This is a genomic window from Kribbella sp. NPDC058693 (assembly GCF_042715335.1).
GTDB classification, from domain to species: domain Bacteria; phylum Actinomycetota; class Actinomycetes; order Propionibacteriales; family Kribbellaceae; genus Kribbella; species Kribbella jiaozuonensis.
Window position 1 is genome coordinate 1,418,628 of record NZ_JBHXSQ010000004.1, and the last position, 25,372, is coordinate 1,443,999.

A 25,372-nucleotide genomic window follows, 5' to 3' on the forward strand; every position below is an offset into this window, starting at 1 on the left:
CACCACGTCCGACCCGACGAACCAGATACACCTAGCAGTCACCCCGGCGAGAGGGCAGATGTCGGCGGCAGCCGGAGTGTGGGTGGGAGCGGGCGGAGTGGGCGCGTTGAGGAGCATCGCGAAGAAGAAAGCGGCTGCGCAGCGCGCGTGGGCAGACCACCTCCACCACTCACCACGTCCGACCCTGACGAACCAGTCCCACCAAGCAGTCGCCCCGGCGATAAGCCGGCAAATGTCGGCGGCAGCCGACGGGTGGGTGGGAGCGGGCGGAGCAGGTGCGCTGAGGAGCGTAGCGACGAAGAGAGCGCCTGCGTAGCACGCGTGGGGCAGACCACCTCCGCCCCTCAACACGTCAGCGTTTTGCGAACAAACCTGTCAGGCTGTGCGTCTGCTGTCTGACGAGAGGGGTGTGGATGTCCGACGTGGCCATCAGTACGCGGGGGTTGCGTAAGACGTACCGGACCCGGCGGGGGCGCAGGGTTGTTGCGGTCCAAGGGCTTGATCTTGATGTGCCGACCGGTGGCGTGCACGGGTTCCTGGGACCGAACGGATCCGGGAAGACGACCTCGATCCGGATGCTGCTCGGCCTGGTCCGATCTGATGCCGGCACCATGACGGTCTTCGGAAAGACCGTGCCGGCACAGCTGCCTGAGGTAGTCGGCCGGGTTGGTGCGATTGTCGAGTCGCCGAAGTTCTTCCCGACGTTCACGGGCCGGAAGAATCTCGAGCTGCTCGCCGAGGCGATCGGCGCTCCACGCACCCGTGTCGGCGAAGTACTTGAGCAGACCTCGCTAGGTGAACGTGGCAACGACCGCTTCCGCTCGTACTCGCTCGGCATGAAGCAACGCCTGGCGATCGCCGCCACGCTGCTCAAAGAGCCCGATCTGCTGATCTTCGACGAGCCGACGAATGGCCTCGACCCGGCTGGCATCCGGGAGATCCGCGAGACCATGCGGGGCCTCGGTGACCAGGGCAAGACCGTCCTAGTCAGCAGCCACATCTTGGCCGAGGTCGAGCAGGTCGCCGACACAGTTTCGATCATCGGCCACGGGCGCCTGCTCGCCTCCGGAACGGTTGCCGAGGTCATCGGTGGCAGTACGGCGCCAACGGTGAAGGTTGCTGTGGACAACCACGGGGCCGCGACCCGGATCCTCACCGCAGCCGGGATGATCGTGCGGGCCGACGGCAACTACCTGCTCGTCGAAGGTGCGCCTGACCCGGCTGACGTGACCCGTCGCCTCGCACACCAGGAGTTGTACGTGTCGGAGCTCGTCCCGGTCCGCGCCGACCTGGAGTCGGTGTTCCTGGAGCTGACCGAAGGCGAGGGCTTGTGATGATCCGCCTCACCAAGGTCGAGCTCCGCCGGCTGACCGCACGCCGGCTCACGATGATCGGCGTTGCCGGTCTGTTCGTCATCACCGCGTTGCTGCTCGTCGCCACCTGGTTCGACGCGCGCCCGTTGTCCGCGGCCGAACAGCAGCAGGCCGAGCGTCAGTTCCAATTGGCGCACAAGGACTGGGTCGACCACGCGGCCGAGAACCGGGCGCAGTGCGAAGAGGACTGGAAGACCCAGCCCGACCCGAAGCCGACGCTCGAGGACATGTGCGCGTACCCGGAACCCAAGCTCGAGGACTATGGCAAGCCGCCGACGGTGTTCGCCCAGATCATGCCGGACCTGCTGCAAGGGTCGTCGTACTTCCTGGCCTTCGCCGCGTTCCTGATCGGGGCCAGTTTCCTCGGCGCGGAGTTCAGTTCCGGTGCTATCGGCAACTGGTTGACGTTCGAGCCGCGTCGGATCCGGGTCTATGGCAGTAAGCTGCTCGCGGCGGCGACCGGATTCGTGCCGATCGCCGCGGTGGTGCTCGCGGTCGTGCTGCTAGGCACGTTCTTGATCGTCGACCACCTGGGCGACACAGCGGGTACGACGTCCAAGACCTGGGCAGACCTGAGCGCGATCGGCGGTCGGGCCGTGGTGACGACTGCACTCGCGGCTGCGCTCGGCTGTGTTGTCGGGCTGCTGTTGCGGCACACGGCGGCCGCGATCGGGTTGGTGATGGCGTATCTGGTCCTCGCGGAGGGCGTGTTCGCGGCGTTCCTGGAGAAGGCGCAGCCGTGGCTCGTGAAGGTCAACTTCGACGCCTTCGTCCGCCACGACGCGCAGTACTACGTCACCGAATGCAAGACCGGCAACGACGGCAGCTACATCTGCGACTACGTCCAGAAGACGCTGACGTTCGAGCACGGCGCCTGGTACCTGGCGATCCTCGCGGTGGTGGCGATCGCGCTCGGCGGCTGGGTCTTCCACCACCGAGACGTCAACTAGCCAAGCGCCGCGCAGCACGCGCCGGCGCCGTCCACCTCCACCACCGATCACCTTCCGCCATGACGAAGCAGACCCACCAACGCAGTCGACGCGCGCGCGTGGGGCAAGCCACCTCCACCACCCGCCACGCTCGACCCGACGAAGCAGTCCCACCAAGCGGTCACCCGGCGATAAGCCGGCAAATGTCGGCGCTAGCCGACGGGTGGGTGGGAGCGTGCGGAGCGGGCGTGCTGAGGAGCATCGCGACGAAGCAAGCGCCTGCGTAGCGCGCGTGGGGCGAACCACCTCCACCACGCGTCACGTGCGACCTCGACGAAGCAGTCCCACCTAGTAGTCACTCCGGCGATAAGCCGGAAGAAATGCCGGCGGCAGCCGGAGGGTGGGTGGGAGCGTGCGGAGTGGGCGCGCTGAGGAGCGCAGCGACGAAGGAAGCGCCTGCGTAGTGCGCGTGGGGCAGACCGCCTTCACCACCCACCACGCGTGGGACGGACTACGCGTCGGCTAGTCGCGTGCGGCGGCGTCGGCGTGCGGCGCCTAGGAGGACGATTCCGAGGGTGAGGAGGGCGGCTGCTCCGCCGATTGCCAGGCCTCGACGGAAGCCCGGTGGGATGAAGGTGCAGTCGATGCGGTCCGCGCTGCCTGTCAGCGGTACGGCGACCAGGCCGCCGTAATCGCGCGGTACCTGCGACTTCCCCCCGCCCACCGAGCACATCCACCCGTCGATCTTCGGTACGGCGACCACGGCGTATCCCGTGCTGCCAGGGCGCAAAGTCGCGTGCAACGCATGCCCGCCGGCCTCCACATCGCTGGCCCCGCTCTCGCGTAGCCGTCGGATTGCCTTGGCCAGGGCCTGGTGGTTGAGACAGCCGATCGCGCTGTGCGGTGGGATGCCCTGCGGGTCCTCGCCGAAGTTGAGTTCGATCAGCACCACCCCGGTCTTCGGGACGGACCCGAGCCCGATCATCGCGCTGCTCGTATTGATCCCCGGCCGCCGCGTCGCGCTCAGTTCGTGCCACTGCCCGTCCGCGAGCCGGGCCCGTCCGCCGACCCGCGGCATGAACAGGTACGCCGACGTACCAGGGGTGCACGCCGCGACCAGCTTCACGTCGCCGGTCTCGAACCGCGTGCCCTTGTACTTCGGTACTTCGTACACCGTGCTCCCGAGCAGCCGTTCCTGGATCGCGTACGCGTTCGGGGCCTCGGTATCGGCCGGGACCGTTTCACCGAGCCGTCGCCGGACGGTGACGAGTGGCGGCGCATCGGACCGGGTGATGTCCGGCTGGCCGGTCCCGACGAGCCGCATCCGCGCCCCGACCGAGAAGATCGCGTCGGTGACCGGGTTGTCGAGGGTGCGTGACGCGCGACCGTACCCGGACCAGCCGAAACCGAGGCTGGTCAGCGTCTCGTTGGTCGACTGCGGCAACAGGCTGCTGTACAGACCGGCGCCCTGTCCGCCGAGCAGCATCGGGTCGTTCGGCGTGATCGACGTACCCGGCTCGGTCCGGTACGCCGGCCAACGGCCCGCCGCCCGAAGCGCGTCGTACCGCGCTGTCTGCTTGTCGTCCCACGCCGCGGCCGACGCGCCGAGCACCCGCCCGCGCCGCTCGTCGGTGACCACCGCGGACCAGGTGGTCTCGACGGCCACAACCGCAAGCAGTGCGGCGAATGCAGCCGCCACCGGCCACTTGACCCGCCGGGTGATCGTGAATCGCCGCAGCGTCCAAATGGTGCCGAACGCAACCAAAGTCGCGACTCCGGACATGATCAGCGCGAACCGCCAGTGCCGGGTCAGCAGCGTGCTGCCGTCGGACAGTACGGCGATCAGCGCCAGCAACGCAGCCCCGCCGAGCAACGCGATCGGCCCGGGCAGCTTGTGCGACACGGAGACCCACGCGATCACCACGATCACGCCGCAGAGCACGAACGCCTCGCGGTACTGGCTGCCGTTCGGGGTGTCGAACGCGTGCCAGAACTCCTGTGTAGGCGGCCACCTGAACGATAAGGCGATCAGGACGGTCGTAATAACCCAGACGATCTTGGTCAGCCATGGCACGAACTTGTTGAACGGCATCGTCAGCGCGAGCAGCAGCGCAACGGTTCCGACGTACAGGCTGGCCGTTCGCCCGACGCCCTCGGTCAGCGGCAGCAGGCGGGACAGGAAGATGTCCAGCTGGGACGGGTTGAAGATCCCGGACGGGGACGGCGTTGCGGCGCGGTTCGCGGTGATGATCGGTAGCAGGATGGGCGCGACCAAGGCCATGCCGAGCACGAACGAGATGCCGTGCCGCAGGATCGCCCGCAGCCGCAGCGACCACTTGAGGTCGCTGGTGAGCACCCGGGCGAGCAGGTAGATCCCACCCGCGATCGTTGCCATGTAGGCGGTGTAGAAGTTGGACAGCCAGAACAGGCCGACCACCAGCACACTGAGCAGCCGGTTGGTCCGGCGCAGTGACCACTCCGCGACCATGAAGAACATCGGCAGTGCGATCAGCCCGTCCAGCCACATCGGCACGTACGATCCGTCGTCGAGCGCCCAGCCGCAGACGCCGTACGAAACACCCAGCATTGCGGCAACCCAGCGGGGGCCTGGACGCATCTTCATCAGTAGGGCCGCCATCGCGGCCCCGGCCAGGCTCAGCTTCAGGGTGGTGATGACGTAGACGGCCAGGTCGATCTGATGGCGCGGGAACAACCCCACCAGCAGGGACAATGGGCTGCCGAGATCGACGCCGAAGTCGGCCAGGAAGCCCACCCCGAAGGCGCTCTGCCAGTTGAACAGCAGGTCACCCTGGGCCCGGCCGTGCAGGACGTCCCACAGGTGGGCGAAGAAGGGGATGTACTGCGTGCCAAGATCGTTGGTACTGCGCGACAGCGAACCGAAGGGATAGGTACCGCGGATGATGCCGGAGGTGGCGAACACCGCCGCCACGACGACGAAGGCGACGACGGCGGGCAGCAGCGCCGAACGTCGCCGCACTGCCCCTGGTGAATCGCCGTCCGCTGAGGCCACCGACCGTTCCCCTGCCCTTCCTGGAAGTTGCGCATGAGCCCGACAACGCGCCTGAGCCTAGTGGTGCCGTGTTACAACGAGGTCGAGGTGGTCAACCGGTTCCACGAGGCGCTCAGCCGCGAGCTGAATGCCACCGGCCGTCCGTACGAGGTCGTGTACGTGGACGACGGCAGTAGTGATGGGACGCTCGAGGCGCTCGTAGGGTTGGCAGCCACCGACGACTCGGTCCGTTATCTGTCGTTCAGCCGCAACTTCGGCAAGGAAGCCGCGATGCTGGCCGGCCTGCGGTACGCCACCGGCGACGCGGTCGTGATCATGGACGCGGACCTGCAGCACCCGCCGGAACTGATCGGCCGGATGCTGACGGAGTACGAGCGTGGTTTCGACCAGGTCATCGCCCGGCGGAACCGCACCGGCGACCCGGCCACCCGGACGCTGTTCGCGCGGGCGTACTACTGGTTGATCAACAAATGGGCCGATGTCGAGCTGATGGACGGCGTCGGCGACTTCCGGCTGCTGTCGCGGCGCGCGGTCGACGGGTTGCTCGAGCTGAACGAGTACAACCGGTTCTCGAAAGGGCTGTTCGCCTGGATCGGGTTCGAGTCGATCCTGTTCGAGTACGACAACGTGAAGGCGGCGCCGGACCGCAAAAGCCGGTGGACGTTCCGGCGACTGCTGGAGTACGGGCTGGACGGGCTGCTGTCGTTCAACAACAAGCCGCTGCGGATGGCGATCTACGTCGGCCTGCTGCTGACCGCGGTCGCTGCCGGGTACGCGATCTGGGTGCTCGTGGCCGCGCTCCTGCACGGCGTGGACATGCCGGGGTACGTCACGCTGATCGCGGCGATCACCGGGCTCGGCGGGCTGCAGATGGTGATGCTCGGCGTGATCGGCGAGTACATCGGCCGGATCTATTACGAGACCAAGAAACGGCCGCATTACCTGCTCAAGCAGACCAACATGAACCCGGTGGACCGGCTGAACGAACCTCCGGCCCCGGGCGGACGAACCACCCAGGGCCGGTAGGCGCAACTACTGCTGACGATCAGGCGGTCAGCCGCTCGTCGGTGGAGGTCGAGAACAGGTGCAGCTTGTCCGGAACCGCCGCCAGGCGGACCGTGGAGCCCTTCTCGACCGACATCCGGGCGTCGATCCGGGCGACGATCTGCTGGTGGTCATCGGAGTGCTCGGCGGTGCCGTACAGGTAAGCGTCCGCGCCGAGCTCCTCGACCACGGCGACCTTCACCGGCAGGCCCTCGTCGGCGACCTTGAAGGCCTCCGGGCGAACGCCCACGGTCAGGGTCTTGTCGCTACCGGCCTTGGCCAGCACCGAGCGGTCGATCGGAATCGTGTAGTCGCCCAGCTTGGCGCCACCGTCGGTGATGTCCGCGGTCAGCAGGTTCATCGCCGGCGAGCCGATGAAGCCCGCGACGAACTTGTTCTTCGGGTTGTCGTACAGGTTCAGCGGGGTGTCGACCTGCTGGAGCAGACCGTCCTTGAGGACGGCCACCCGGTCGCCCATCGTCATGGCCTCGACCTGGTCGTGCGTGACGTACACGGTCGTGACACCGAGACGCTGCTGCAGTTCGGCGATCTGCGTACGGGTCTGCACCCGCAGCTTGGCGTCGAGGTTCGACAGCGGCTCGTCCATCAGGAAGACCTGCGGGTTACGCACGATGGCGCGACCCATGGCGACACGCTGACGCTGACCACCGGAGAGGGCCTTCGGCTTGCGCTCCAGGTACTCCTCCAGGCCGAGCAGCTTGGCGGCCTCCATCACGCGCTTGGCGCGGTCCTCCTTGGACACGCCCTGCATCTTCAGCGCGAAGCCCATGTTGTCGGCGACCGACATGTGCGGGTACAGCGCGTAGTTCTGGAACACCATCGCGATGTCCCGCTCCTTCGGCGGACGGTGCGTGACGTCGCGGTCGCCGATGTAGATCGAACCCTCGTTGACCTCTTCGAGGCCGGCGAGCATCCGGAGCGAGGTGGACTTACCACAACCTGACGGGCCGACGAGCACCATGAACTCGCCGTCCTCGATCTCGAGGTTGAGCTTGTCGACAGCAGGAGTGTCGGAACCGGGGTAGATCCGGGTCGCCGACTTGAACGAAACAGTAGCCATGACGATTTCTTCCCTTCACCGGCAGGAACGTGCCGGACGATCCGAGTAAAGGCACCCCCGAGGCGGGGGAGTCCGCCTATCCTCGCCTGGCCCGCTCGTCCTGACAAGGTATGCGGCGTGTGACGTGTCCGTTCTGTTCACGTAGTGGACACCCATGCGCAGTCTGCAAGTTCTTGCAGGATCTTGCTGAAAAGTCAGGTTCGGGCTGGGTACAGTGCCGGGCGTGAGTAGCAGAGCGCGGCTGGCGGATATCGCGGCCAAGGCGGGGGTCAGTGAGGCGACGGTCTCGCGGGTACTGAACGGCAAGCCCGGGGTCGCGGACGAGACCAAACAGTCGGTCCTGACTGCCCTCGACGTCCTCGGGTTCGAACGGCCGACCCGGTTGCGGCGGCGGTCGGCGGGCCTGATCGGGCTCGTCATGCCCGAGCTGATCAACCCGATCTTCCCGGCGTTCGCCCAGGTGATCGAGTCGGCGCTGTCGCAGCGCGGCTTCACCCCGGTCCTCTGCACACAGTCACCCTCCGGAGCCACGGAGGAGGAGTACGTCGAGATGCTGCTCGAGCGCGGCGTCTCCGGAATCATCTTCGTCTCCGGGCTGCACGCCGACACCGGCGCGGACCACGCCCGGTACCAGGCGCTGGTCGATCGCCGACTGCCCGTGGTGTTCGTGAACGGGTGGCTGCCGTCCGTCGAGGCGCCGTTCGTGTCCTCGGACGAGTACGCCGCGATGGAGCTCGCGGTCGCGCATCTCGTTGCCCTCGGCCACCGCCGGATCGGGTTCGCGTCCGGGCCCGAGCGGTTCATCGTCGTACAGCGGAAACTCGCCGGGTACCGGACCTCGATGAAGGCGCAGCTGGGGGTGTCGGACGAGGACATCGATCCGATGGTCGCGCTGAGCATGTTCGGCGTCGAGGGCGGCGAGGCAGCCGGCCGGCAACTGCTCGACGCAGGCGTCACCGCGGTCGTCTGCGGCTCCGACATGATGGCCCTCGGCGTCATCCGAGCCGCCCGCCAACGCGGCCTCGCCGTACCAGGCGACATCTCGGTCGTCGGCTACGACGACGCCCCGATGATGGAATTCACCGACCCCCCGATGACCACCATCCGCCAACCGGTCCAGGCGATGGGCCTCGCTGCAGTCCAATCCTTGCTCGAAGAAGTCCGCGGCCACGCCACACCCCACACCGAGTTCCTGTTCCGCCCCGAACTGGTCGTCCGGGGCTCGACAGGTCCGGTCAGAAGGGATACCTGAGCCGCAGCCCGGGCGGGGTGGTCGAGTTGGTCGTGTAGATCGACGTGATCTCGGCCGGCGTCAGTGCGCGGTTGTACAGACGGAAGTCGTCGAGCGCGCCGCGGAGATGCTGCGCGGCGTCAAGGCGTTGGCCGAGGTGGATCTGGAACGGTCGCTTCGGACTGACCGAGCCGATGGCGCCGGTGACGGTCGCGGCCGCCGCACCGTCGACGTACAGGGTGAATGTGTTGCCCTGGCGGGACAGCGCGAAGTGGTGCCAGGCCTGGTCGTTGTAGGACTTGGTGGTGGCAAGCGTGACGGCGGTCCCGCCGCTCTCGGCCAATGCTCGGAGGCGGTTGCTCGCCGGCTCGGCGCGGAGCCAGAGCTGCGAGAAACCATCGCCCTGGTTGTAGGCCCACAGCAGTGGCTGGTCGGCGGTGCTGGCGCCGTACTTGAACCATCCGGTCCAGGTGAAGTCGCCGCTGCTGACCGCGAGCTTCTCCGCGAACGGCAGCTGGACGTAGTCGTCGGTGCCGTCGAGCGAGATCGCCGTACCGAACTTGCCCGCGACCGAGACCGGGCCGCGGAGGTAGCCGGTCAGATTGTTGCCGGAGGCATCAGGTGTGGTGGGTACGCCGGAGGTGTTGCCGTCGGGCAGACCGATATCGGTCTCGGTGAACGTGGTGAACCAGATGTACCCGGTCGACCAGTTGACCGCTCGTTCGTAGACGAGTGCCACGGTGTTGTCGTTGAGCTGGGTCATATCCGTGTAGGCGCACATACCGCCGTAGATCACGGTGCCGCCGCCGGGATCGACCCACTCCGTGCCGCCCTTGAACGTCGACCGAATCGTCAGGTTCTCGCGGGTGTCGCCCAATCGGGTCGGGGACGCGAGCAGGACGCGGTTGTAGCGATCGCCTTGGTCGGTCGCCCGCAGTTCCAGCGTCGACGCCTGCACCGTCGGTACGGCGAGGCTCTGCTCGGCCGCGTCGGCGTGGAACCCGGTGGAGAACGTCTCGCCGGCGTCGCTCGAGATCGCCGAGGCGACCGTCGACGGGTTGGTCCCGCCTTCGTCGCGGGCGAACGCGAAGATCGAGCCGTCGGGTCGCTCGAACGTCGACAACTCCTGGACGCGGAGCGCTGGGTCGGCGGAGTCGTCGTGGGCGCCGAGGTGCCAAGTCACGCCGCTGTCGTCGCTGTAGAGGAGCGCGCCGCCTTTACGGTCACCAGCCGTCGTCGCGTAGTGAGCGCCGACGACGAGCCGATCCGGGTGCGGCCCGCGCCGCAACTGGATGCCATGGGACGGTCCGGTGGCGTAGCTGCTCCACTCCGGCAGTTTCACGCTGGTGGTGATCTCCACGGGCTGTGTCCACGTCGCCCAGTTGTCGTCGCTGTACTGCGCCCACACGGTGTTGTAGTCCCGCGTCGTCAGCAGCGCGATCCGGCCCGTCTTGGCGTCCACGACCGGTGTGGGGTTGTGGGCCGTCGAGCTGACACCTTCATGGACCGCCTGTGGTGCACTCCAGTTCGCACCGCCGTCGGTCGATCGCACCATCACCACGTCGTGTTCGCCGACATCCCCACACGTCGGCTTCCGCCCCTCGGCGAACAGCACCAAGGTCCCGTCGTTGCCCCGGACCAGCGCGGGGATCCGAAAACATTTGTACGGCCCGGTGTTCGGCGACAGGATCGCCTTCCCCTCGAGACCTACGCCGTACGCCGGACCTGTCAGACAGGCCGTCACCAGCACAAGTAGCGCAAGTACCACCCTCCCGGCTCTCATACCTACCAGTCTTCGGGAGAACGTGCAGGTCAGGCGGGCCGTGGCGGCGTGTCGTAGTACGTCCTATGTCCTCCGGGATAGCTCCGGCCCGGAAGCCGTCCCCTGCCGGGCGGCTCCGGGCCGGAGGTTTCGGGGCTACTTGGAGGTGTGGAAGGCGGCCTTGGTGGCCTTGGCGAAGCCGTTGGCCCAGAGGGCGTTGACCTTGGAGCGCTCGGTGGCGTCGGGGTACGGGTTGGTGCAGGACGGGCCGGGGCCGCCGCCGGACATCAGTTCGGAGCACGGGCCGGAGTAGTGGTCGGGCAGGCCGAGCACGTGGCCGGTCTCGTGGGCGGTGATCCGGGTGGAGTCGTACTCCTGGGCCTGGGCGTAGTCGATGAAGACGTAGCCGCTGCCGTGGCCGTCGGTGGACGCGTACGAACCACGTGGGTCGTTGCCCTCGGTGTAGTAGAAGTCGTAGTTGCTGCCCTCGACGAGCTTCACGTTGCTGACGCTCGAGTTCCAGATCGACGAGCTGGACGCGATCTGGGACGCGAAGCTCGGCGCGTCGACGGCGTACGTGACCGTGACCGCGGTGACCTTCTGGCCGGACCTGGCCTGCTTGGCCATCTTGGCGCGGGCGGACTTCATCACGGCGTCGTAGAACGCCTTGGTGGCGGCTTCGTCCTGCGGCGAGCCGACGTACGCCGCGCGGGTGGCGGCGGTGGAGACGTGCGAGCTGTGCGAATCAAGGGCCGGCGCGGCAGTCGAGGGGGACGCTGCGAGCGCGGGCACGGCCAGCGCGGCGGCGGCAAGCCCCGCGAGACTGGTCAGGATACGGCGATGCGACATGGAGGGCCTCACTCCGAATCGGTGGCGGATAGCGACGGGCGGATTACCGATCGCCACCATCGGATGCTCCCAAGCGCCTCGGAATTCCGCATCACATCGCGGAAAACCCACGGGTTAACCCGCGAATCACGGCCGCCGTTCTATGTCGGACATAGCTCCCGGGCTATGAGTGTTCGAGAAGGAACGTGCGCAGGTCGCCGGCGAGCTCGGCGGGGTACTCACCGCTGATCGCGTGCGACGCGTCCGGATAGAACGCGACGGTCTTCGTGCGCAACGCCCGCTCCGCAGTACTGCGGGCAATCGCGGGGCGATGCATCACCGACCGGCCGGCGATGATCGCGAGCACCGGCATCGGGAGCGCGGACAACTGCTCCTCGGTGATGCGGCGTGGTTGCGGCTGGCGGATCGTGTAGTTCTTCATGCCGGACTCGATCATGTCCGCGACCGGCACGTGCTCCACCGGCTTCCCTCCCGCGGTGTACGAGTTGAACCGGTCCCGCCACGACCGCGGCAGCCACTTCACCGCAGCCGGCAGCGATCGAAGCACGGTCCCGAGCGGTATGCCGTCGTACACGTTGACCGCATCCAGCGTGGTGACGGTCGCAACCCGCTCCGGCCGCCGTACGGCGAGATTCATCGCCGTCCACCCGCCGATCGACAGCCCGAGCAGGTTGAACCGCTGCTCCGGCAGGCCCGCCAGCGTCTGGTCCAGCCAGGCCGCCTTGTCCTCGTCCGAGCTGATGGCCGCAGTCTGCACGCTCATCCCGGGCTCACCGAGCAGGTCGATCGCGTAGACGTCGGTGATCGCCAGCAGGTACTTCAAACAGTCGGCCCAAACCGGCGTCCCGGATGACGTGCCGGGCAGCAGGACGAGCGGATCCAGGCCCCGGCCGGCCCCGGCAAACCTGTACACGCGGACGTCGCCGTAGTCGGTGTGCACGTCGTCGGCCGCAGACGGCGCGGGGAGGTCCCGCATCGCAGCGTCGTATTTACGCCGATAGTCCTCGCGCCCGGCGGCGCCTCTCCAACTGCCGATCATGACCTCTCCTAACCGCTTGGTAGGTAATCCCACCATACGGTAAGTTGGACCCATGCCAAGCTTCATCGAGGAAGCGCGCCGGGCGCAGCTGATCGACGTGACGACCGAGCTGGTGGCCGACCACGGGTACGCCGCGACGTCGCTCGGCCGGATCGCGGAGAGCGCCGGGATCACCAAGGCGGGCGTGCTCTACCACTTCCCGTCGAAGCAGGCCCTCGTCGAGGCGGCGCACGCACGGGTGCTGTCGGAGCTGGTCGAGGCGGTCGCGGCGGCGGTCGATGCTGCGGGCCCGGCCGACGCGCCGGCGGCGTACATCCGGGCGATGATCGGGCATCTCCGGGAGCGGCCGCGGCACGTGCGGATGATCGTCGAGGCGATGACCTCGGTCGCGCCGCTGGCCGATTCGAAGGCGCGCTGGTCGGCCGTGGCAGACCTGATCGCCGCGGCGCGGGCTGCGCGTAGGCTCACCGGCGAGGTGGATCTCAGGTCCGCGGCGCTGGTGATCGGCGGGGGCATCGACGCGATCGTGTCCGAGTCGATGAGAGATCCGGAGTACGACGCAGGAGCCGCCGCCGAGCTGCTCGTCGGCGTTGTCGAGCGCGGGCTGTTATGACTCGCCGGGGATGCCGACGTTGAGGAGACGGGCGCCGGGGCCGCGCGTGGCCAGGCGGTCTTCCTTGTTGTAGAGGTTGCAGCGCTGGAGGCTGAGGCAGCCGCAGCCGATGCACGTGTCGAGGTCGTCACGGAGGCGCTCGAGCTCGGCGATGCGCTCGTCGAGACGGCTGCGCCAGGTCTTCGACAGCTTGCTCCAGTCGGCGCGCGTCGGCGTCCGGTCCTCGGGGAGCGAGTCCAGCGCGCCCTTGATCTCTGCGAGCGCGAGACCGACCCGCTGGGCCGCCTGCACGAACGCGATCCGCCGCAGCGTGCTCCGCTGGTACTGACGCTGGTTGCCGGCCGTACGCCGGGACGCGATCAGCCCCTGATCCTCGTAGAACCGCAACGCCGACGCCGCCACCCCGGACCGATGTGCGATCTCCCCGATCGAGAGCCAGTGCTCCTTGCTCGGGACGTTCTCCTCCGCCATACCGCCACCCTAGGACGGCGTTCCAAGAACTCAAGCTAGCTTGAACTGTGCCGGGTGGATGCCGGGAGCACCAGTCGGCCGGGTGGTCTGGTCTCCGACGGTGTGGTCAGGGCGGCTGTCGCGATCGGTTATACTTTTCTCGTGTCGGTGCGCGCGTCGCGTCACCAGAGATGTTCCCAGGCGCTCCGACCCGTCGGTTTCGGCATCCGCTGAAGATCCGGCGACATGGGTGCAACGCGATAGCACCCGCAGGTCGATGCCCGTCTCCTGCTGAGCACGTTGTCCGGTCATGATTTCGTGACCGGAGCTTCGTTGCGGCTGCGATCCGGCGCCATTCGTCCGTGAATCCGAGAGAGAGTTTGCGTGACCCAGCACCACCAGCACGATTCCGAGTCCGCTGACGGGCGGGCCAAGAAGCCCCGGCACAAGAAGTACCAGAACCAGTCGTACGGCGAGCGCCTCGCCGCGAACGCGTCGTACGACGCGCCGCCTGCGGACAAGCCGCGTGAGGACAACAAGCCGGTCAAGGGCTACCGCTCCGAGCCGGCCCGTCCCGACCGCGGTCAGCGCAGCTATGACCGCAGCACCGACCGCAACCGCGACGAGCGCCCGCGCTACGAGAACCGCAGCCGCGACGACCGTCCGCAGTACAACCGCGACGACAAGCCGCAGTACGCGCGCAACGACCGTGGTGACCGGCCGCAGTACGCGCGCGACGACCGCAACGACCGTGGTGACCGGCCGCAGTACGCGCGCGACGACCGCAACGACCGTGGCGACCGGCCGCAGTACCGGCGTGACGACAAGCCTGCGTTCCGTGGCGGCGACGACCGCGCGCGGGGCGAGCGTCCGCAGTACCGCCGCGACGACCGTTCGTCGTACCGGCGGGACGACAAGCCGTTCGTCCGGCGTCCTTCGCAGGAGGCTCGCCGCGAGGAGCCCGTCCGCCGCGAGGAGCCGGTCGTCGACCTCGGCACCGTTGCCGACGACAACCAGTTCGCCGCGCTCGGCATCGCGCCGCGGATGGTGCAGCGACTGGCCCGCGACGGCATCACCGCGCCGTTCCCGATCCAAGCTGCGACCATCCCGGACGCGCTGGCCGGCAAGGACGTACTCGGCCGCGGTCAGACCGGTTCCGGCAAGACCCTCGGCTTCGGTCTCCCGACGCTGATGCGCCTGGCCGGCGGCCACACCGAGTCGCGCCGTCCGCGCGGGATGATCCTGGTCCCGACCCGCGAGCTCGCGATGCAGGTGCACGACGCCCTCGAGCCGCTCGCGCACGTGATGAACGTGTCGCTCAAGCTGATCGCCGGCGGTCTCCCGTACCCGAAGCAGATCGACGCGCTCCGTCGTGGTGTCGACCTGCTGATCGCTACCCCGGGCCGCCTGATCGACCTGTGCGAGCAGGGTGCGGCCGACCTCGGCGCCGTGGAGATCGCGGTGCTCGACGAGGCCGACCACATGTGCGACATGGGCTTCATGCCCGCCGTCACCACGCTGCTCGACATGACGCCGCCGGAGGGCCAGCGCCTGCTGTTCTCCGCGACGCTCGACAACGACGTCGACACGATCGTGAAGACGTACCTGAAGGACCCGGTCACGCACTCGACCGAGTCCGGCCAGGCCACCGTCACCACGATGGAGCACCACCTGTTGGTGATCGAGCCGGCGCACAAGCAGTCGCTGACGGCCGAGCTGGCCAGCCGCGACGGCCGGACGATCGTGTTCGTCCGCACCAAGCTCGGCGCCGACCGGATCGCCACCCAGTTGCGCGACCGCGGCGTGATGGCCGCGGCGTTGCACGGCGGCCTGACCCAGGGCATGCGGAACCGGACGCTGGACCAGTTCAAGGACGGGTCGGTTCCGGTGCTGGTGGCAACGGATGTCGCCGCGCGCGGCATCCACGTCGACGACGTCGGCCTGGTCGTCCAGGCTGACCCGCCGGCGGAGCACAAGGACTACCTGCACCGTGCCGGTCGTACGGCGCGTGCCGGTGGCAAGGGCGCCGTCGTCACCCTCCTGCTCCCGCACCAGCGGCGCGGGATGATCCGGATGGCCGAGTCGGCCGGCGTCAAGGCCGAGCCGGTCCGGGCCCGTCCGGGCGACGAGCTCGTCACCGAGCTGACCGGCGGCACCAAGCCGTCCGGGTACCCGGTGAAGCTTCCGGCCCCGAAGCCGCAGCGCTTCGGCAAGGGCGGCGGCAAGGGTGGCAAGCGGTTCGGCAGCAGCCGTCCGCGTGGCTACGAAGGCCGCGGCGGCAGCGGTGGCCCGCGCCGCAGCAACGGCAACAAGTCGTACCAGCACTGAGCAATTCGGCCCTGATTCCCTTCACCACAAGGGGATCAGGGCCGACTCATGTCAGGACGGCCCAGAGCCGGGCGAGGATCGTCGCGATCTCCTCGTCGTCGAGCGGGATCAGCTCGAGCATCAGTTCGCCCTCGGCCATCCGATCCGTCATCACGTAGATCGACGGCGTACCGGCCTCGAGCTCGGTCGCGAGGCGTTTGGCGTCGGCGACCTTGAGCAGGACCCGGGACACCTGCAGACCGGTCGGGTCCTGGACGGCCTCAGCGGTCACGTCCGGAATCCGGGAGGCAGCGGCAACGAACGCATCGACCTTCGCGAGCTCGTCCGCCTCCCACTTCACCCGGTCGAACGCCTGCCACTCCTCGAGAGCCGCGAGTACTCCGACGATCGCTTCCTTCGTCGGCTTCATCACCCGCCCGATGCCCTTCTCCTGCGCTCGGAGTGCCTGGACCAGCGGCCAGCTCCCGGCGACGAGCCCGGCGGTCGGTGAGCCGAGGTACTTCTGCCCGCTCACCAGCACCAGATCCGCGCCGCTCGCGAGCAGGTCCGCGATCCGCGGGAACTGCGCGGCCGCGTCGACGATCGCCGGTACGCCGCGACGGTGCGCGGCACGGACCGCCGCGACGAGGTCGATCGGCTCGCCGCGGGTCAGCCTGGATGCGACCAGCATCAGGCACGCAACGTCCGGTCCGTCGAGCTCGTCCTCCAGCTCGGCGATCGTGCAACCGTCCTCGTCGCCGGCAAGGTCGACCTGCGCGCCGGCGAGCCGGATCCCTTGCAGGTTGGTGTGTCCGTAGTCGATCACCTGGCAAGCGGGCAGGACGACGCGGTTGTGCATGTCGGTTGCGTCCGGCAACGCCGCAGTACGCCGGGGATCGCCGCCGGTCATCGTCGCCGCGACCGAGAGCGTGATGCCGGCCGCGGTGCAGTGCACGACCGCGCCGGCCTGGGCGCCGGTCACCTGCGCGATGGCCTCGCTGGCGCGATCGCCGAGCTCGTCCATCACGAAGAACTCCGGCAGAGCCTGTGCGACGGCCTCGGCCACCCCGTCGGAACTCCTGGACACCCCGAGCGGGGTGTACGTCCCCTTGGCGTTGATCACCACACTCAAGCGGTAACGCTCAAACAGGCTTCCGCTCCGCTCCAGCCTGCCCTGAGCGGTCTGCGCCCTGTCCCCTTGCATCAACTCGCTCCGCTCGTTGATGGAGAGATCGTCATGGTGATGCAGAGCGTAGTGGTCACGGACAGCAATTGGCGAGAGTCTGGACGTGAGTTCTTGACCTGATGCTACTGGTGAGTCATTCTCACTTTCACCGACCTGAGGAGGGAACCGTGCCCCGCCCCGCACTCCGAACCCGCCTTCGCATCACGATCGCCGCTGCCGCTGTCACCGCCGTTCTCGCGGCCCTGCCGGCGCCGACCCAGGCCACCCCGCAAGCCGTTGCCGCGACGCCCGGAGATTATTGCCTCGAGCAATGTCGCGACATCCTGCCGCCGGGTCAGAACGGCAACGCGACCTTCACGGATCTCCTTGCTTTCAAGGCGTTAGGCGTCAGACCGGCGCACTTCAGCGACACGGTCAAGCCCTACCAGGACCTGGTCTGGAACTCGCAGGGCATCACCGACGACGGCCTTGCGCCGTACTACGACGACTCGTCGTTCGGGGTGAAACCGGACGACGTCGCGAGCACGACTCACCCGCGCAGCGACGTCACGATCGTGCGGGACAAGTCGCGCGGGATCCCGCACATCACCGGCACCACGCGGCTCGGCACGATGTTCGGCGCCGGGTACGCCGGAGCCCAGGACCGGCTGTTCGTGATGGACGTGTTCCGTCACCTCGGTCGCGGCCAGCTGACCCCGTTCGCGGGTGGCGCGGCGGCGAACCGCGAGTTCGAGCAGGAGTTCTGGCGCACAGCGCCGTACACCGAAGCCGATCTCCAAAGGCAGTTCGACGATGCGGACGACTTGTACGGCGCCGACGGCGTGAAGATGCAGCAGGACATCCAGGCCTGGGTCGACGGCGTCAACCACTACATCGACACGGTCGGCATCGCCTACCCCGGCGAGTACGTCGCCCTCGGTCTGCAGTGGCCGACCCCGCACTGGAAGGTGACCGACGTGGTCGCCACCGCCGCGGTCGTCGCGGGCATCTTCGGCACGGGCGGCGGCGCAGAGGTCACGTCCGCGCTCGCATTGCTCGAAGCACAAGCGAAGTACGGCGTTGCCCAGGGCACCAAAGTGTGGGAGTCATTCCGTTCGCAGAACGACCCGGAAGCGAGTACGACGGTCCACAACGGCACCTCCTTCCCGTACGGGACGACCGGTCCGAACCCGGCCGGCCGCGCGATGCCGGATCGTGGCTCGGTCACCGCCGAGCCCGAGGTCATCGACCAGACAGCGAACAAGGCACCGGCCGCGAAACCCGCACCCAAAGGCTCGGACTCGTTGAAGGGCATCTTCGACGACGGCCTGTTCCCGGAGGGCTTCGGCAAGAAGGGGATGTCGAACGCCCTGCTCGTCTCCGGTGCGCACACCCAGAGCGGCAACCCGATCGCGGTCTACGGCCCGCAGACCGGGTACTTCGCGCCGCAGCTGCTGATGCGCCAGGAGCTGCAAGGGCCGGGAGTCAGCTCGCGCGGTATCGCGTTCGCCGGCCTGAACTTCTACACGCTGATCGGCCGCGGCCCCGACTACTCGTGGAGCGCCACGTCCGCCGGTCAGGACATCACCGACACGTTCGCCGTACCGCTGTGTGAGCCGAACGGCGGGACGCCGACGAAGAACTCGCAGTACTACGAGTTCCGCGGACAATGTGTTCCGATCGAACGGCTCGAGCGGCACAACGCCTGGTACTCCAGCCTGGGCTCGTCCGAACCTGCCGGGTCGTACACGTTGGTTGCCTTGCGCACCAAGTACGGCATCGTCACGCATCGTGGGACCGTCGGCGGGAAGCCGGTGTTGTTCACCAGGAACCGATCGACGTACGGCAACGAGGCCGGATCGGCGCTCGGGTTCATGCAGTTCAACGATCCGGACCGGATCCACTCGGCCGCGGACTTCCAGAAAGCCGCGGCGAACATCGGATACACGTTCAACTGGTTCTACACCGACAAGGACTCGATCGCGTACTTCAACTCCGGCGACAACCCGGTCCGCGCAGCCGGCGCCGACCCGAACCTGCCGACCTGGAGTTCGTACGAGTGGCAGGGCTGGAACCCGGACACGAACCGTGCGACCTACACCCCGCCCGCGCAGCACCCGCAGGTCGTGAACCAGGACTACCTGACCAGCTGGAACAACAAGCAGGCGCCCGGGTTCTCCGCGTCGGACGGGCAATGGGGTTACAACGCCGTTTACCGCAGCCAGCCGCTCGACGACCGGATCAAGGCGGTCATCAACAGCGGGCAGAAGTTCACCCGCGGCAAGCTGGTCGAGGCGATGGAGGACGCGGCCACGGTCGACCTCCGCGGCGACCAGGTCCTGCCCTACCTGCTCAGGGTCCTGAAGTCGGCGCCGATCACCGACCCGGCGGTCGCCGACGCCGTCGCGAAGCTGACCGCCTGGCAACAGGCGGGCGCGCACCGCAAGACGCCGAACGCGTCGTCGCGCACCTACGACAACGCCGACGCGATCCGGATCCTGGACGCCTGGTGGCCCCTGCTCGTCCCGGCCGAGTTCAAGGACCTCGGACCGGACCTCTACAACGCAATGGTCGCCAACCTGAAGATCGACGAACGTCCGAGCGCACAGGGTTCGTCGTTCCAGAGCGGCTGGTGGGGCTTCGTCCAACGCGACCTGCGCAAGGTCCTCGGCGACCCGGTGAAGGCTGCGCAACCTGTGACGTACTGCGGCAGCGGGTCCCTGGCCGGATGTCGATCGGTGCTGACAGACACGTTGCTAGCAGCAACCAAGGTGCCGGCCGCCCAGACCTACCCGGCGACCGCGGACTGTGCCGCCGGCGACCAGTTCTGTGCGGATCAGATCGCGCACCAGCCGATGGGCGGCATCACGCAGGACCGGATCGCGTGGGTCAACCGGCCGACGTACCAGCAGGTGGTCGAGTTCCCGGCGCGACGGGGTGACGATGTCGCCAACCTGGCCGTAGGGAAGACGGCAACGGCGAGCAGTTACGAGACCGGGTGGTTCAACTCGCCGCCGGCGCAGGCCGTCGACGGGAAGCCGGACACCCGGTGGGCCAGCGACTGGTCGGATCCGCAATGGCTGAAGGTTGACCTCGGCAACGAGCAGACGGTACGCCGGGTGGTGCTCGACTGGGAGGCGGCGTACGGGAAGTCGTACAAGGTCGAGGTGTCGCGGGACGGGTCGACCTGGCAGCAGGTGTACGCGACGACGACCGGGAACGGCGGGGAAGACGTGGTGCGGTTCGCGGCTACTCCCGCGCGGTATGTGCGCGTGACGGGGACGCAGCGGGCGACGTCGTACGGGTATTCGTTGTATGAGTTCCAGGTGTTCAGATGGTGATGCCAGGATGAGGGCATGAACCAGAACTTTCCTCCGAACCAGCCGTTCCCGCCGCAGGGTGGTTACCAGCAAGGCCCGCCGCCGGGGTACCAGGGCCCGCCGCCGGGATACCAGCAGGGGCCGCCGCCGCAGGGGTACGGGCAGCAGCCCGGGTACGGTCAGGCGCCGGGCAACTATCAGCCGGCCCAGCAGAGCGCGCCGCATGTCGCGCCGCAGGGTTCGCCGTACCCGGTGCTGGTCTCGACGATGAACGACCTGCCCGGTTACACCGCGGACAAGGTGTTCGGCGAGGTGTTCGGGCTGACCGTGCGGAGCCGCGACTTCGGGTCGAACTTCACCGCGAGCTTCCGGTCGCTGGGCGGCGGCGAGGTTCCGGAGTACACCCAGATGCTGGCCGAGTCGCGGCACGTCGCGGTGATGCGGATGTGCCAGATGGCGCAGCAGATGGGTGCGAACGCGATCCTCGCGATGCGGTTCGACTGCAACGAGATCGCGCAGACGATGAGCGAGGTCGCGGCGTACGGCACGGCCGTCATCGTGCACAAGGTCGAGCCGCCGCGGCCGCAGGACACCAAGCCCGATGAGGATGATGCGAATGACAGCTGAGCTTGTGTTTCCGCCCGGGTTCAAGTGGGGGGTCTCGACGTCGGCGTACCAGATCGAGGGTGCCGTGGCCGAGGACGGCCGCGGTCCCTCCACCTGGGACACGTTTTGCGCCGAGCCCGGGAAGATCCTCAACGGCGATACCGGCGCGGTCGCGTGCGACCACTACCACCGGTACGCCGAGGACGTCGCGCTGATGCGCGAGCTCGGGGTGGACACCTACCGGTTCTCGTTCTCCTGGCCGCGGATCCAGCCGTCAGGGAGCGGGCCGGGGAACGCGGCCGGCCTCGACTTCTACGACCGGCTGATCGACACTCTGCTCGGCGCCGGGATCCAGCCGGCGCCGACCCTGTTCCACTGGGATACCCCGCAAGCGCTCGAGGATGCCGGCGGCTGGCTCTCCCGCGACATCACGGATCGCTTCGCGGAGTACGCCGGGATCCTGGGCGCGCGTTTCGCCGACCGGGTGCCGATGTGGATGACGATCAACGAGCCGGTGGTGCTCACGCTGATGGGGTACTCGCTCGGCGCGCACGCTCCGGGAAAGCAGTTGTTGTTCGACGCTCTTCCGGTCGCGCATCATCAGCTGCTCGCGCACGGCCGCGCAGTACAGGCGCTTCGGGCCGCTGGTGCTACTCAGATCGGTATCGCGAGCAACCACGCGCCGACGTGGCCTGCGAGTGACAGCGCTGAGGACAAGGAAGCAGCCGCGCTGTACGACAACCTGATCAACTGGCTGTTCGCCGATCCGATCCTGCTCGGGGAGTATCCGAACGGCATGGGGGACGCGATGCCGGGCCCGGTGGCCGACGACCTGGCGATCATCTCGACGCCGCTCGACTTCTTCGGTATCAACCACTACGCGCCGGTCTCGGTCGGCGCCGCCACCGGCGAGGCGGACACCGCGGCGACGGATGGGGTCTTGTTGCCACCGGGCCTGCCCTTCGAGCCTCGGACGCTGACCGGTTATCCGACGACCGATTTCGGCTGGCCGGTGGTGCCGGAGGCGTTCGGTGAGATCCTGCGGATCTTCCAGGAGCGGTACGGCGACCGGCTGCCACCGATCTACATCACCGAGAACGGCTGCTCGTTCGACGGCGTGGACGACCAGCGCCGCATCTCGTACCTGGACGGGTACCTCCGTGCGCTGAAGGGCGCGATCGACGACGGGATTGACGTCCGCGGGTACTTCCAGTGGTCGCTGCTCGACAACTTCGAGTGGGCGGCCGGGTACTCGCAGCGGTTCGGGCTGGTGCACGTCGACTTCGAGACGCAGGAGCGTACGCCGAAAGCGTCGTACCACTGGCTGCGTGATGTGATCGCGTCGAGCCGGGCATGATTCCCGAGCCGGGGGTGGTGCCGTCCGCGCTGGCGGAGCCGACCGTCCGGGTGCGGCCGGGGTGGACGGCGGCCGTCGTACTGGCGAACGTGGGTGTCTTCGCTGCGTGGCTGGGGCCGATCCAGGTGCTGCTCGCGAAGCAGTCGGAGTCGGTTGCTCCGGACAACAAGGAGTTCGTGTTCGGGCTGGTGACCGGGGTCGGCGCGGCGGTGTCGGTGTTCGCGAACCCGGCGTTCGGCGCGATCTCCGACCGGACCACGTCACGCTTCGGGCGGCGGGTGCCGTGGGTGGTGGCCGGTGCGGTCGGCGGCGCGGTGGGGCTCGGCATCCTTGCCGGTGCACATGTGATCGTGTTGATGCTGCTCGGTTGGTGCCTGATGCAACTGTTCGGCAACGCACTGCTCGCCGCGGCGACGGCCGTCGTACCGGATCGCGTCCCGGTCGCCCAACGTGGCGGGGTCGGCGGGTGGGTGGCGATCTCGCAGGTGTTGGGCGCATTGGTTGGTACTGCCCTCGCTGCAGCCTTCGACAGTTACGCGCTCGGGTACGCCGCCTGTGCCGCGTTCCTGTTGTTGTCGGTGGTGCCGTATCTGTTGCGCAGTCAGGACGTGCAGCTGGTGGAGCGCCCGACGTTCGTACTGCGCGACTTCCTTCGCGGGTTCTGGATCAGCCCGCGGCGGTATCCGGACTTCGGGTGGGCTTGGCTGACTCGATTCCTGTTCAACGTTGGCAACGCACTCGGCACGCTGTACCTCTTCTATTACCTACAGGATGAGGTCGGCGTCGACGATGCGGACACCGGCGTACTCATCCTGACGGCGATCTACAGCGTGTGTGTGCTGACGACCGCGATCACGTTCGGCCGCTGGTCGGACCGGTCCGAACGCCGGAAGGTTTTCGTGACCGCGTCCGGCTGGGTGATGGCCGTGGCCGGCGTGGTCCTGGCGTTCTGGCCGACGTGGGCGGGCGCGATCCTCGGTGCGATCATCCTCGGCATGGGCTTCGGCGTGTATCTGTCTGTCGACTTCGCCTTGCTCACGCAGGTGTTGCCGAACGCCCGCGACCGGGCGAAAGACCTCGGCGTCATCAACATCGCCAACTCATTGCCGCAGGTGCTCGCGCCGGCGATCGCGGCCCCGATCGTCAAGCACCTGGGCGGTTATCCGGTGCTCTACCTCTTGGCTTCGGCGGTGACGGTTCTGGCCGGCGTACTCGTCACACGGATCCGATCGGTCAACTGAGCTGCGAGCCGCCCGTCGGCGGGGACGGCGATGTGCTCGAGCGACAGCCAGTCGGCCATCAGGTGGAGCTCGGCGGCCAACGGTTCGATGAAGTCGGGGGCGGCGGGCTCGGCGGTGAGGGTGGGGACGACGAGGGTCGAGGTCTGGCGGTCGGCCTTGAGGTCGACGCGGGCGACGAGTCGGTCGCCCAGCAGGAACGGCAGAACGTAGTACCCGTGCACGCGTTGGGGTGCGGGGGTGTAGATGCTGATCCGGTAGAAGAAGTCGAACAGGTGGTGGGTGCGGTCGCGGTTCCAGATCAGCGGGTCGAAGGGGGAGAGCAGTGCCTGGGTGTCGATCGGGCGGTCCTTTGCCTGGTGCCAGCGGTAGCTCTGCTGCTTGACGCCCTCGACGCGGACCGGGATCAGTTCGCCTGACTCGACCAGCTCGCCGATCACCTCGCGACCTGTTGCTGCAGGCAACGGGAAGTGCGCCTGACCGCTGCCTCCGCACAGTTCCTTGAGGGTACCGACGCCCAGACCACGCGCTGCGATCCGCACCAGTTCACGCCGCGCCTCGTCCGCGGTCGGCTCGGGCGCATTCAGTACGTCGGCCGGCAGGACCCGCTCTGTCAGGTCGTAGATCCGCTCGAAGTGCCGGCGGCCCGCGATCGTCACCTGGCCCGTGCAGAACAGGTACTCGATCGCGATCTTCGCGTCCTGCCAGTTCCACATCCGGCCGGTGGTCGGATCCGGGTCCGGGTCGGCGCGCTTCCGCCGTACGCCGTCCGGACTCGCCTCGCCCGCGGTCAGCGGTCCCTTCTCGGTGATCGTCTGCAGAACCTGGTCGACGTACCCGGGCCGCTCGGCGCTCAGCCGCCGCATCCCCGCGACGACCGACCATGGTGCGGTGACGTCCGGGCTGAGTTCCTCGTCCCACACCTGCCGCTCGGCCGCCCGCATCCGCCACCGCATCAACGGGTACGCCGTCAGTGGGATCAGCGCCGCCTTGTGCCCCCAGAAGTACTCGAACAACTCCCGGTCGGATCCCCACGCCAGCTTGTCGAGCGTCGCCCGCGGGTAGTTCCCCACCCGCGCGAACACCGGCAGATAATGCGACCGCGTCAACACATTCACCGAATCCAACTGCAAGACCCCGGCCGCGCGGATCGCCTTCCGCACGTCCGCCCGCTTAGGCCGCCCAACCCCAAACCCCTGCGCCCCCAGAGCAAGCCGGCGAGCAACCTCCACCGAAACCTCATCACCAACGGCCGCCATACTCCGAACCTATAGCGCAACACTGGCCTCATGCAGTCCGTAACAATCGGCAAGCCCGACACCTACTTCCGCCTCACCGCCGACTAGGTCGTTTGTAGGGCGCGTTGGCGGTGGTTGCGGTACCAGAGGGACCAGCTGATGAGGATTGCCAGGGCGGCTATGTGCATGACGGGGGACAGGTTGGCCATGGTGTTGACGGGGAGGGTGTAGACGAGGATCAGGCGGATGATCGCGTCGGCCAGGAGTACGGCGCCGAAGACCGCGGTCAGGGTGGTGAAGTGTTTGCGGAACGTCGGCTGGGTTTGCCAGCGGTCGTCCCACTCGGCGAGGAGTTCGGGCTTGCCGGCGTTGGCTTTTCGGGCGATTGCGTAGACGAGGGGCCGGCCCAGTAGGACCGAGCCCAGCAGCAACAGCCCGGCCGCGCCTGACAGCACAGACTCCTTGGCGAGCAGGATGCGGGGATCGCCGGTGAGGAGCGAGATGACGAGCAGTACGCCGAATGTCCCGCCGACAAACGCAGCGAGTCCGTTCAGGCGCCGCTGTACGACGGCGATGACAGCGACCCGCACCAGCGCGGCACCCGCGGCCGCGGCGAGGGCCGGGAGTACGTCGTACCCGAGGATGCGGCCGGCGTAGTAGACGACGAGCGGTAGACCGATGTCCCAGAGCAGACCCACGAGCTGTTTACGCATGATTCGAACCCTTCTCCTTAAGATAC

General features: G+C 67.9%; 19 protein-coding genes. 10 read left to right on the top strand and 9 right to left on the bottom strand.

The genetic code is table 11. The annotated features are described in order from the left end of the window. Window positions 1–413 precede the first annotated feature (413 nt). Together ACFWUU_RS33260 and ACFWUU_RS33265 are read left to right on the top strand one after the other, a co-directional pair. The gene (locus ACFWUU_RS33260) at window positions 414–1,334 is read left to right on the top strand and encodes an ABC transporter ATP-binding protein (protein WP_380181447.1); all 921 of its coding nucleotides are present in this window, start codon (window positions 414–416) and stop codon (window positions 1,332–1,334) included. After that, on the top strand, window positions 1,334–2,323 hold the full coding sequence (locus ACFWUU_RS33265; protein ID WP_380181449.1) for an ABC transporter permease subunit: 990 nt from the start codon (window positions 1,334–1,336) through the stop codon (window positions 2,321–2,323). The genes ACFWUU_RS33260 and ACFWUU_RS33265 overlap by 1 nt, the downstream gene beginning before the upstream one ends. Before the next feature lie 490 nt (window positions 2,324–2,813). Here ACFWUU_RS33265 and ACFWUU_RS33270 read toward each other — a convergent pair whose 3' ends face one another. Beyond that, window positions 2,814–5,300: a YfhO family protein gene (locus ACFWUU_RS33270; protein WP_380181451.1), complete on the bottom strand. Its 2,487-nt coding sequence runs from the start codon at window positions 5,298–5,300 to the stop codon at window positions 2,814–2,816. A 66-nt stretch (window positions 5,301–5,366) separates the two neighbouring features. Between ACFWUU_RS33270 and ACFWUU_RS33275 the strand changes: the two genes are divergently transcribed. Next, window positions 5,367–6,359: a glycosyltransferase family 2 protein gene (locus ACFWUU_RS33275; RefSeq protein ID WP_137252570.1), complete on the top strand. Its 993-nt coding sequence runs from the start codon at window positions 5,367–5,369 to the stop codon at window positions 6,357–6,359. Between the two features lie 19 nt (window positions 6,360–6,378). Here ACFWUU_RS33275 and ACFWUU_RS33280 read toward each other — a convergent pair whose 3' ends face one another. Further along, window positions 6,379–7,458, bottom strand: coding sequence for an ABC transporter ATP-binding protein (locus ACFWUU_RS33280; RefSeq protein WP_137252571.1), 1,080 nt, complete (start codon window positions 7,456–7,458; stop codon window positions 6,379–6,381). A gap of 223 nt (window positions 7,459–7,681) precedes the next feature. Here ACFWUU_RS33280 and ACFWUU_RS33285 point away from each other — a divergent pair, with 223 nt between their 5' ends. Then, on the top strand, window positions 7,682–8,710 hold the full coding sequence (locus ACFWUU_RS33285; protein ID WP_380181453.1) for a LacI family DNA-binding transcriptional regulator: 1,029 nt from the start codon (window positions 7,682–7,684) through the stop codon (window positions 8,708–8,710). Here the strand turns inward: ACFWUU_RS33285 and ACFWUU_RS33290 are convergent. The 3 genes from ACFWUU_RS33290 to ACFWUU_RS33300 all read right to left on the bottom strand — a co-directional run bounded on the left by ACFWUU_RS33290 (window position 8,694) and on the right by ACFWUU_RS33300 (window position 12,339). After that, complete coding sequence (locus tag ACFWUU_RS33290) at window positions 8,694–10,472, bottom strand: LamG-like jellyroll fold domain-containing protein (RefSeq protein ID WP_380181455.1); 1,779 nt, start codon at window positions 10,470–10,472, stop codon at window positions 8,694–8,696. The two genes, ACFWUU_RS33285 and ACFWUU_RS33290, sit on opposite strands and share 17 nt — an antisense overlap. A 135-nt stretch (window positions 10,473–10,607) precedes the next feature. Further along, on the bottom strand, window positions 10,608–11,300 hold the full coding sequence (gene snpA, locus ACFWUU_RS33295; protein ID WP_380181457.1) for a snapalysin: 693 nt from the start codon (window positions 11,298–11,300) through the stop codon (window positions 10,608–10,610). A gap of 163 nt (window positions 11,301–11,463) precedes the next feature. Continuing rightward, on the bottom strand, window positions 11,464–12,339 hold the full coding sequence (locus ACFWUU_RS33300) for an alpha/beta fold hydrolase (protein WP_380181459.1): 876 nt from the start codon (window positions 12,337–12,339) through the stop codon (window positions 11,464–11,466). Between the two features lie 52 nt (window positions 12,340–12,391). Between ACFWUU_RS33300 and ACFWUU_RS33305 the strand changes: the two genes are divergently transcribed. After that, complete coding sequence (locus ACFWUU_RS33305; protein WP_380181461.1) at window positions 12,392–12,952, top strand: TetR/AcrR family transcriptional regulator; 561 nt, start codon at window positions 12,392–12,394, stop codon at window positions 12,950–12,952. Here ACFWUU_RS33305 and soxR read toward each other — a convergent pair. Then, on the bottom strand, window positions 12,947–13,423 hold the full coding sequence (gene soxR, locus ACFWUU_RS33310) for a redox-sensitive transcriptional activator SoxR (protein ID WP_130446382.1): 477 nt from the start codon (window positions 13,421–13,423) through the stop codon (window positions 12,947–12,949). The genes ACFWUU_RS33305 and soxR overlap by 6 nt on opposite strands. A gap of 363 nt (window positions 13,424–13,786) precedes the next feature. On the opposite strand from soxR, the gene ACFWUU_RS33315 reads away from it, so the two are divergent. Further along, on the top strand, window positions 13,787–15,730 hold the full coding sequence (locus ACFWUU_RS33315) for a DEAD/DEAH box helicase (RefSeq protein ID WP_380181463.1): 1,944 nt from the start codon (window positions 13,787–13,789) through the stop codon (window positions 15,728–15,730). A gap of 46 nt (window positions 15,731–15,776) precedes the next feature. Here the strand turns inward: ACFWUU_RS33315 and ACFWUU_RS33320 are convergent, their stop codons facing one another. Continuing rightward, window positions 15,777–16,835: an aminotransferase class V-fold PLP-dependent enzyme gene (locus tag ACFWUU_RS33320; protein ID WP_380181805.1), complete on the bottom strand. Its 1,059-nt coding sequence runs from the start codon at window positions 16,833–16,835 to the stop codon at window positions 15,777–15,779. A gap of 227 nt (window positions 16,836–17,062) precedes the next feature. Here ACFWUU_RS33320 and ACFWUU_RS33325 point away from each other — a divergent pair, with 227 nt between their 5' ends. From ACFWUU_RS33325 to ACFWUU_RS33340, 4 genes are read left to right on the top strand one after another with little or no spacing between them, the layout of a single operon-like run. Continuing rightward, on the top strand, window positions 17,063–20,215 hold the full coding sequence (locus tag ACFWUU_RS33325) for a penicillin acylase family protein (protein ID WP_380181465.1): 3,153 nt from the start codon (window positions 17,063–17,065) through the stop codon (window positions 20,213–20,215). A 15-nt stretch (window positions 20,216–20,230) separates the two neighbouring features. After that, entirely contained in the window at window positions 20,231–20,821 is a 591-nt protein-coding gene (locus tag ACFWUU_RS33330) for a YbjQ family protein (RefSeq protein ID WP_380181467.1), read from the top strand. Further along, window positions 20,811–22,157, top strand: a complete 1,347-nt coding sequence (locus ACFWUU_RS33335; RefSeq protein ID WP_380181469.1) for a GH1 family beta-glucosidase — start codon at window positions 20,811–20,813, stop codon at window positions 22,155–22,157. Before ACFWUU_RS33330 ends, ACFWUU_RS33335 begins: the two co-directional genes overlap by 11 nt. Then, the gene (locus tag ACFWUU_RS33340) at window positions 22,154–23,398 is read left to right on the top strand and encodes an MFS transporter (RefSeq protein WP_380181471.1); all 1,245 of its coding nucleotides are present in this window, start codon (window positions 22,154–22,156) and stop codon (window positions 23,396–23,398) included. The genes ACFWUU_RS33335 and ACFWUU_RS33340 overlap by 4 nt, the downstream gene beginning before the upstream one ends. Here ACFWUU_RS33340 and ACFWUU_RS33345 read toward each other — a convergent pair. Both ACFWUU_RS33345 and ACFWUU_RS33350 read right to left on the bottom strand, forming a co-directional pair. Further along, window positions 23,329–24,654, bottom strand: a complete 1,326-nt coding sequence (locus ACFWUU_RS33345) for a winged helix-turn-helix domain-containing protein (protein WP_380181473.1) — start codon at window positions 24,652–24,654, stop codon at window positions 23,329–23,331. The genes ACFWUU_RS33340 and ACFWUU_RS33345 overlap by 70 nt on opposite strands. Before the next feature lie 83 nt (window positions 24,655–24,737). Continuing rightward, a complete protein-coding gene (locus ACFWUU_RS33350) occupies window positions 24,738–25,346 on the bottom strand; it encodes a VC0807 family protein (protein ID WP_380181475.1) in 609 nt (202 codons plus the stop codon). Between the last annotated feature and the right edge of the window lie 26 nt (window positions 25,347–25,372).

What these genes read in the sequence shown, in the direction of transcription:
- ACFWUU_RS33260 (WP_380181447.1), top strand. Translation starts at nt 414, where the DNA reads ATGTCCGACGTGGCCATCAGTACGCGGGGGTTGCGTAAGACGTACCGG.
- ACFWUU_RS33265 (WP_380181449.1), top strand. Translation starts at nt 1,334, where the DNA reads ATGATCCGCCTCACCAAGGTCGAGCTCCGCCGGCTGACCGCACGCCGG.
- ACFWUU_RS33275 (WP_137252570.1), top strand. Translation starts at nt 5,367, where the DNA reads ATGAGCCCGACAACGCGCCTGAGCCTAGTGGTGCCGTGTTACAACGAG.
- ACFWUU_RS33280 (WP_137252571.1), bottom strand. Translation starts at nt 7,458, where the DNA reads ATGGCTACTGTTTCGTTCAAGTCGGCGACCCGGATCTACCCCGGTTCC.
- ACFWUU_RS33290 (WP_380181455.1), bottom strand. Translation starts at nt 10,472, where the DNA reads ATGAGAGCCGGGAGGGTGGTACTTGCGCTACTTGTGCTGGTGACGGCC.
- snpA (WP_380181457.1), bottom strand. Translation starts at nt 11,300, where the DNA reads ATGTCGCATCGCCGTATCCTGACCAGTCTCGCGGGGCTTGCCGCCGCC.
- ACFWUU_RS33300 (WP_380181459.1), bottom strand. Translation starts at nt 12,339, where the DNA reads ATGATCGGCAGTTGGAGAGGCGCCGCCGGGCGCGAGGACTATCGGCGT.
- ACFWUU_RS33305 (WP_380181461.1), top strand. Translation starts at nt 12,392, where the DNA reads ATGCCAAGCTTCATCGAGGAAGCGCGCCGGGCGCAGCTGATCGACGTG.
- soxR (WP_130446382.1), bottom strand. Translation starts at nt 13,423, where the DNA reads ATGGCGGAGGAGAACGTCCCGAGCAAGGAGCACTGGCTCTCGATCGGG.
- ACFWUU_RS33330 (WP_380181467.1), top strand. Translation starts at nt 20,231, where the DNA reads ATGAACCAGAACTTTCCTCCGAACCAGCCGTTCCCGCCGCAGGGTGGT.
- ACFWUU_RS33335 (WP_380181469.1), top strand. Translation starts at nt 20,811, where the DNA reads ATGACAGCTGAGCTTGTGTTTCCGCCCGGGTTCAAGTGGGGGGTCTCG.
- ACFWUU_RS33340 (WP_380181471.1), top strand. Translation starts at nt 22,154, where the DNA reads ATGATTCCCGAGCCGGGGGTGGTGCCGTCCGCGCTGGCGGAGCCGACC.
- ACFWUU_RS33345 (WP_380181473.1), bottom strand. Translation starts at nt 24,654, where the DNA reads ATGGCGGCCGTTGGTGATGAGGTTTCGGTGGAGGTTGCTCGCCGGCTT.
- ACFWUU_RS33350 (WP_380181475.1), bottom strand. Translation starts at nt 25,346, where the DNA reads ATGCGTAAACAGCTCGTGGGTCTGCTCTGGGACATCGGTCTACCGCTC.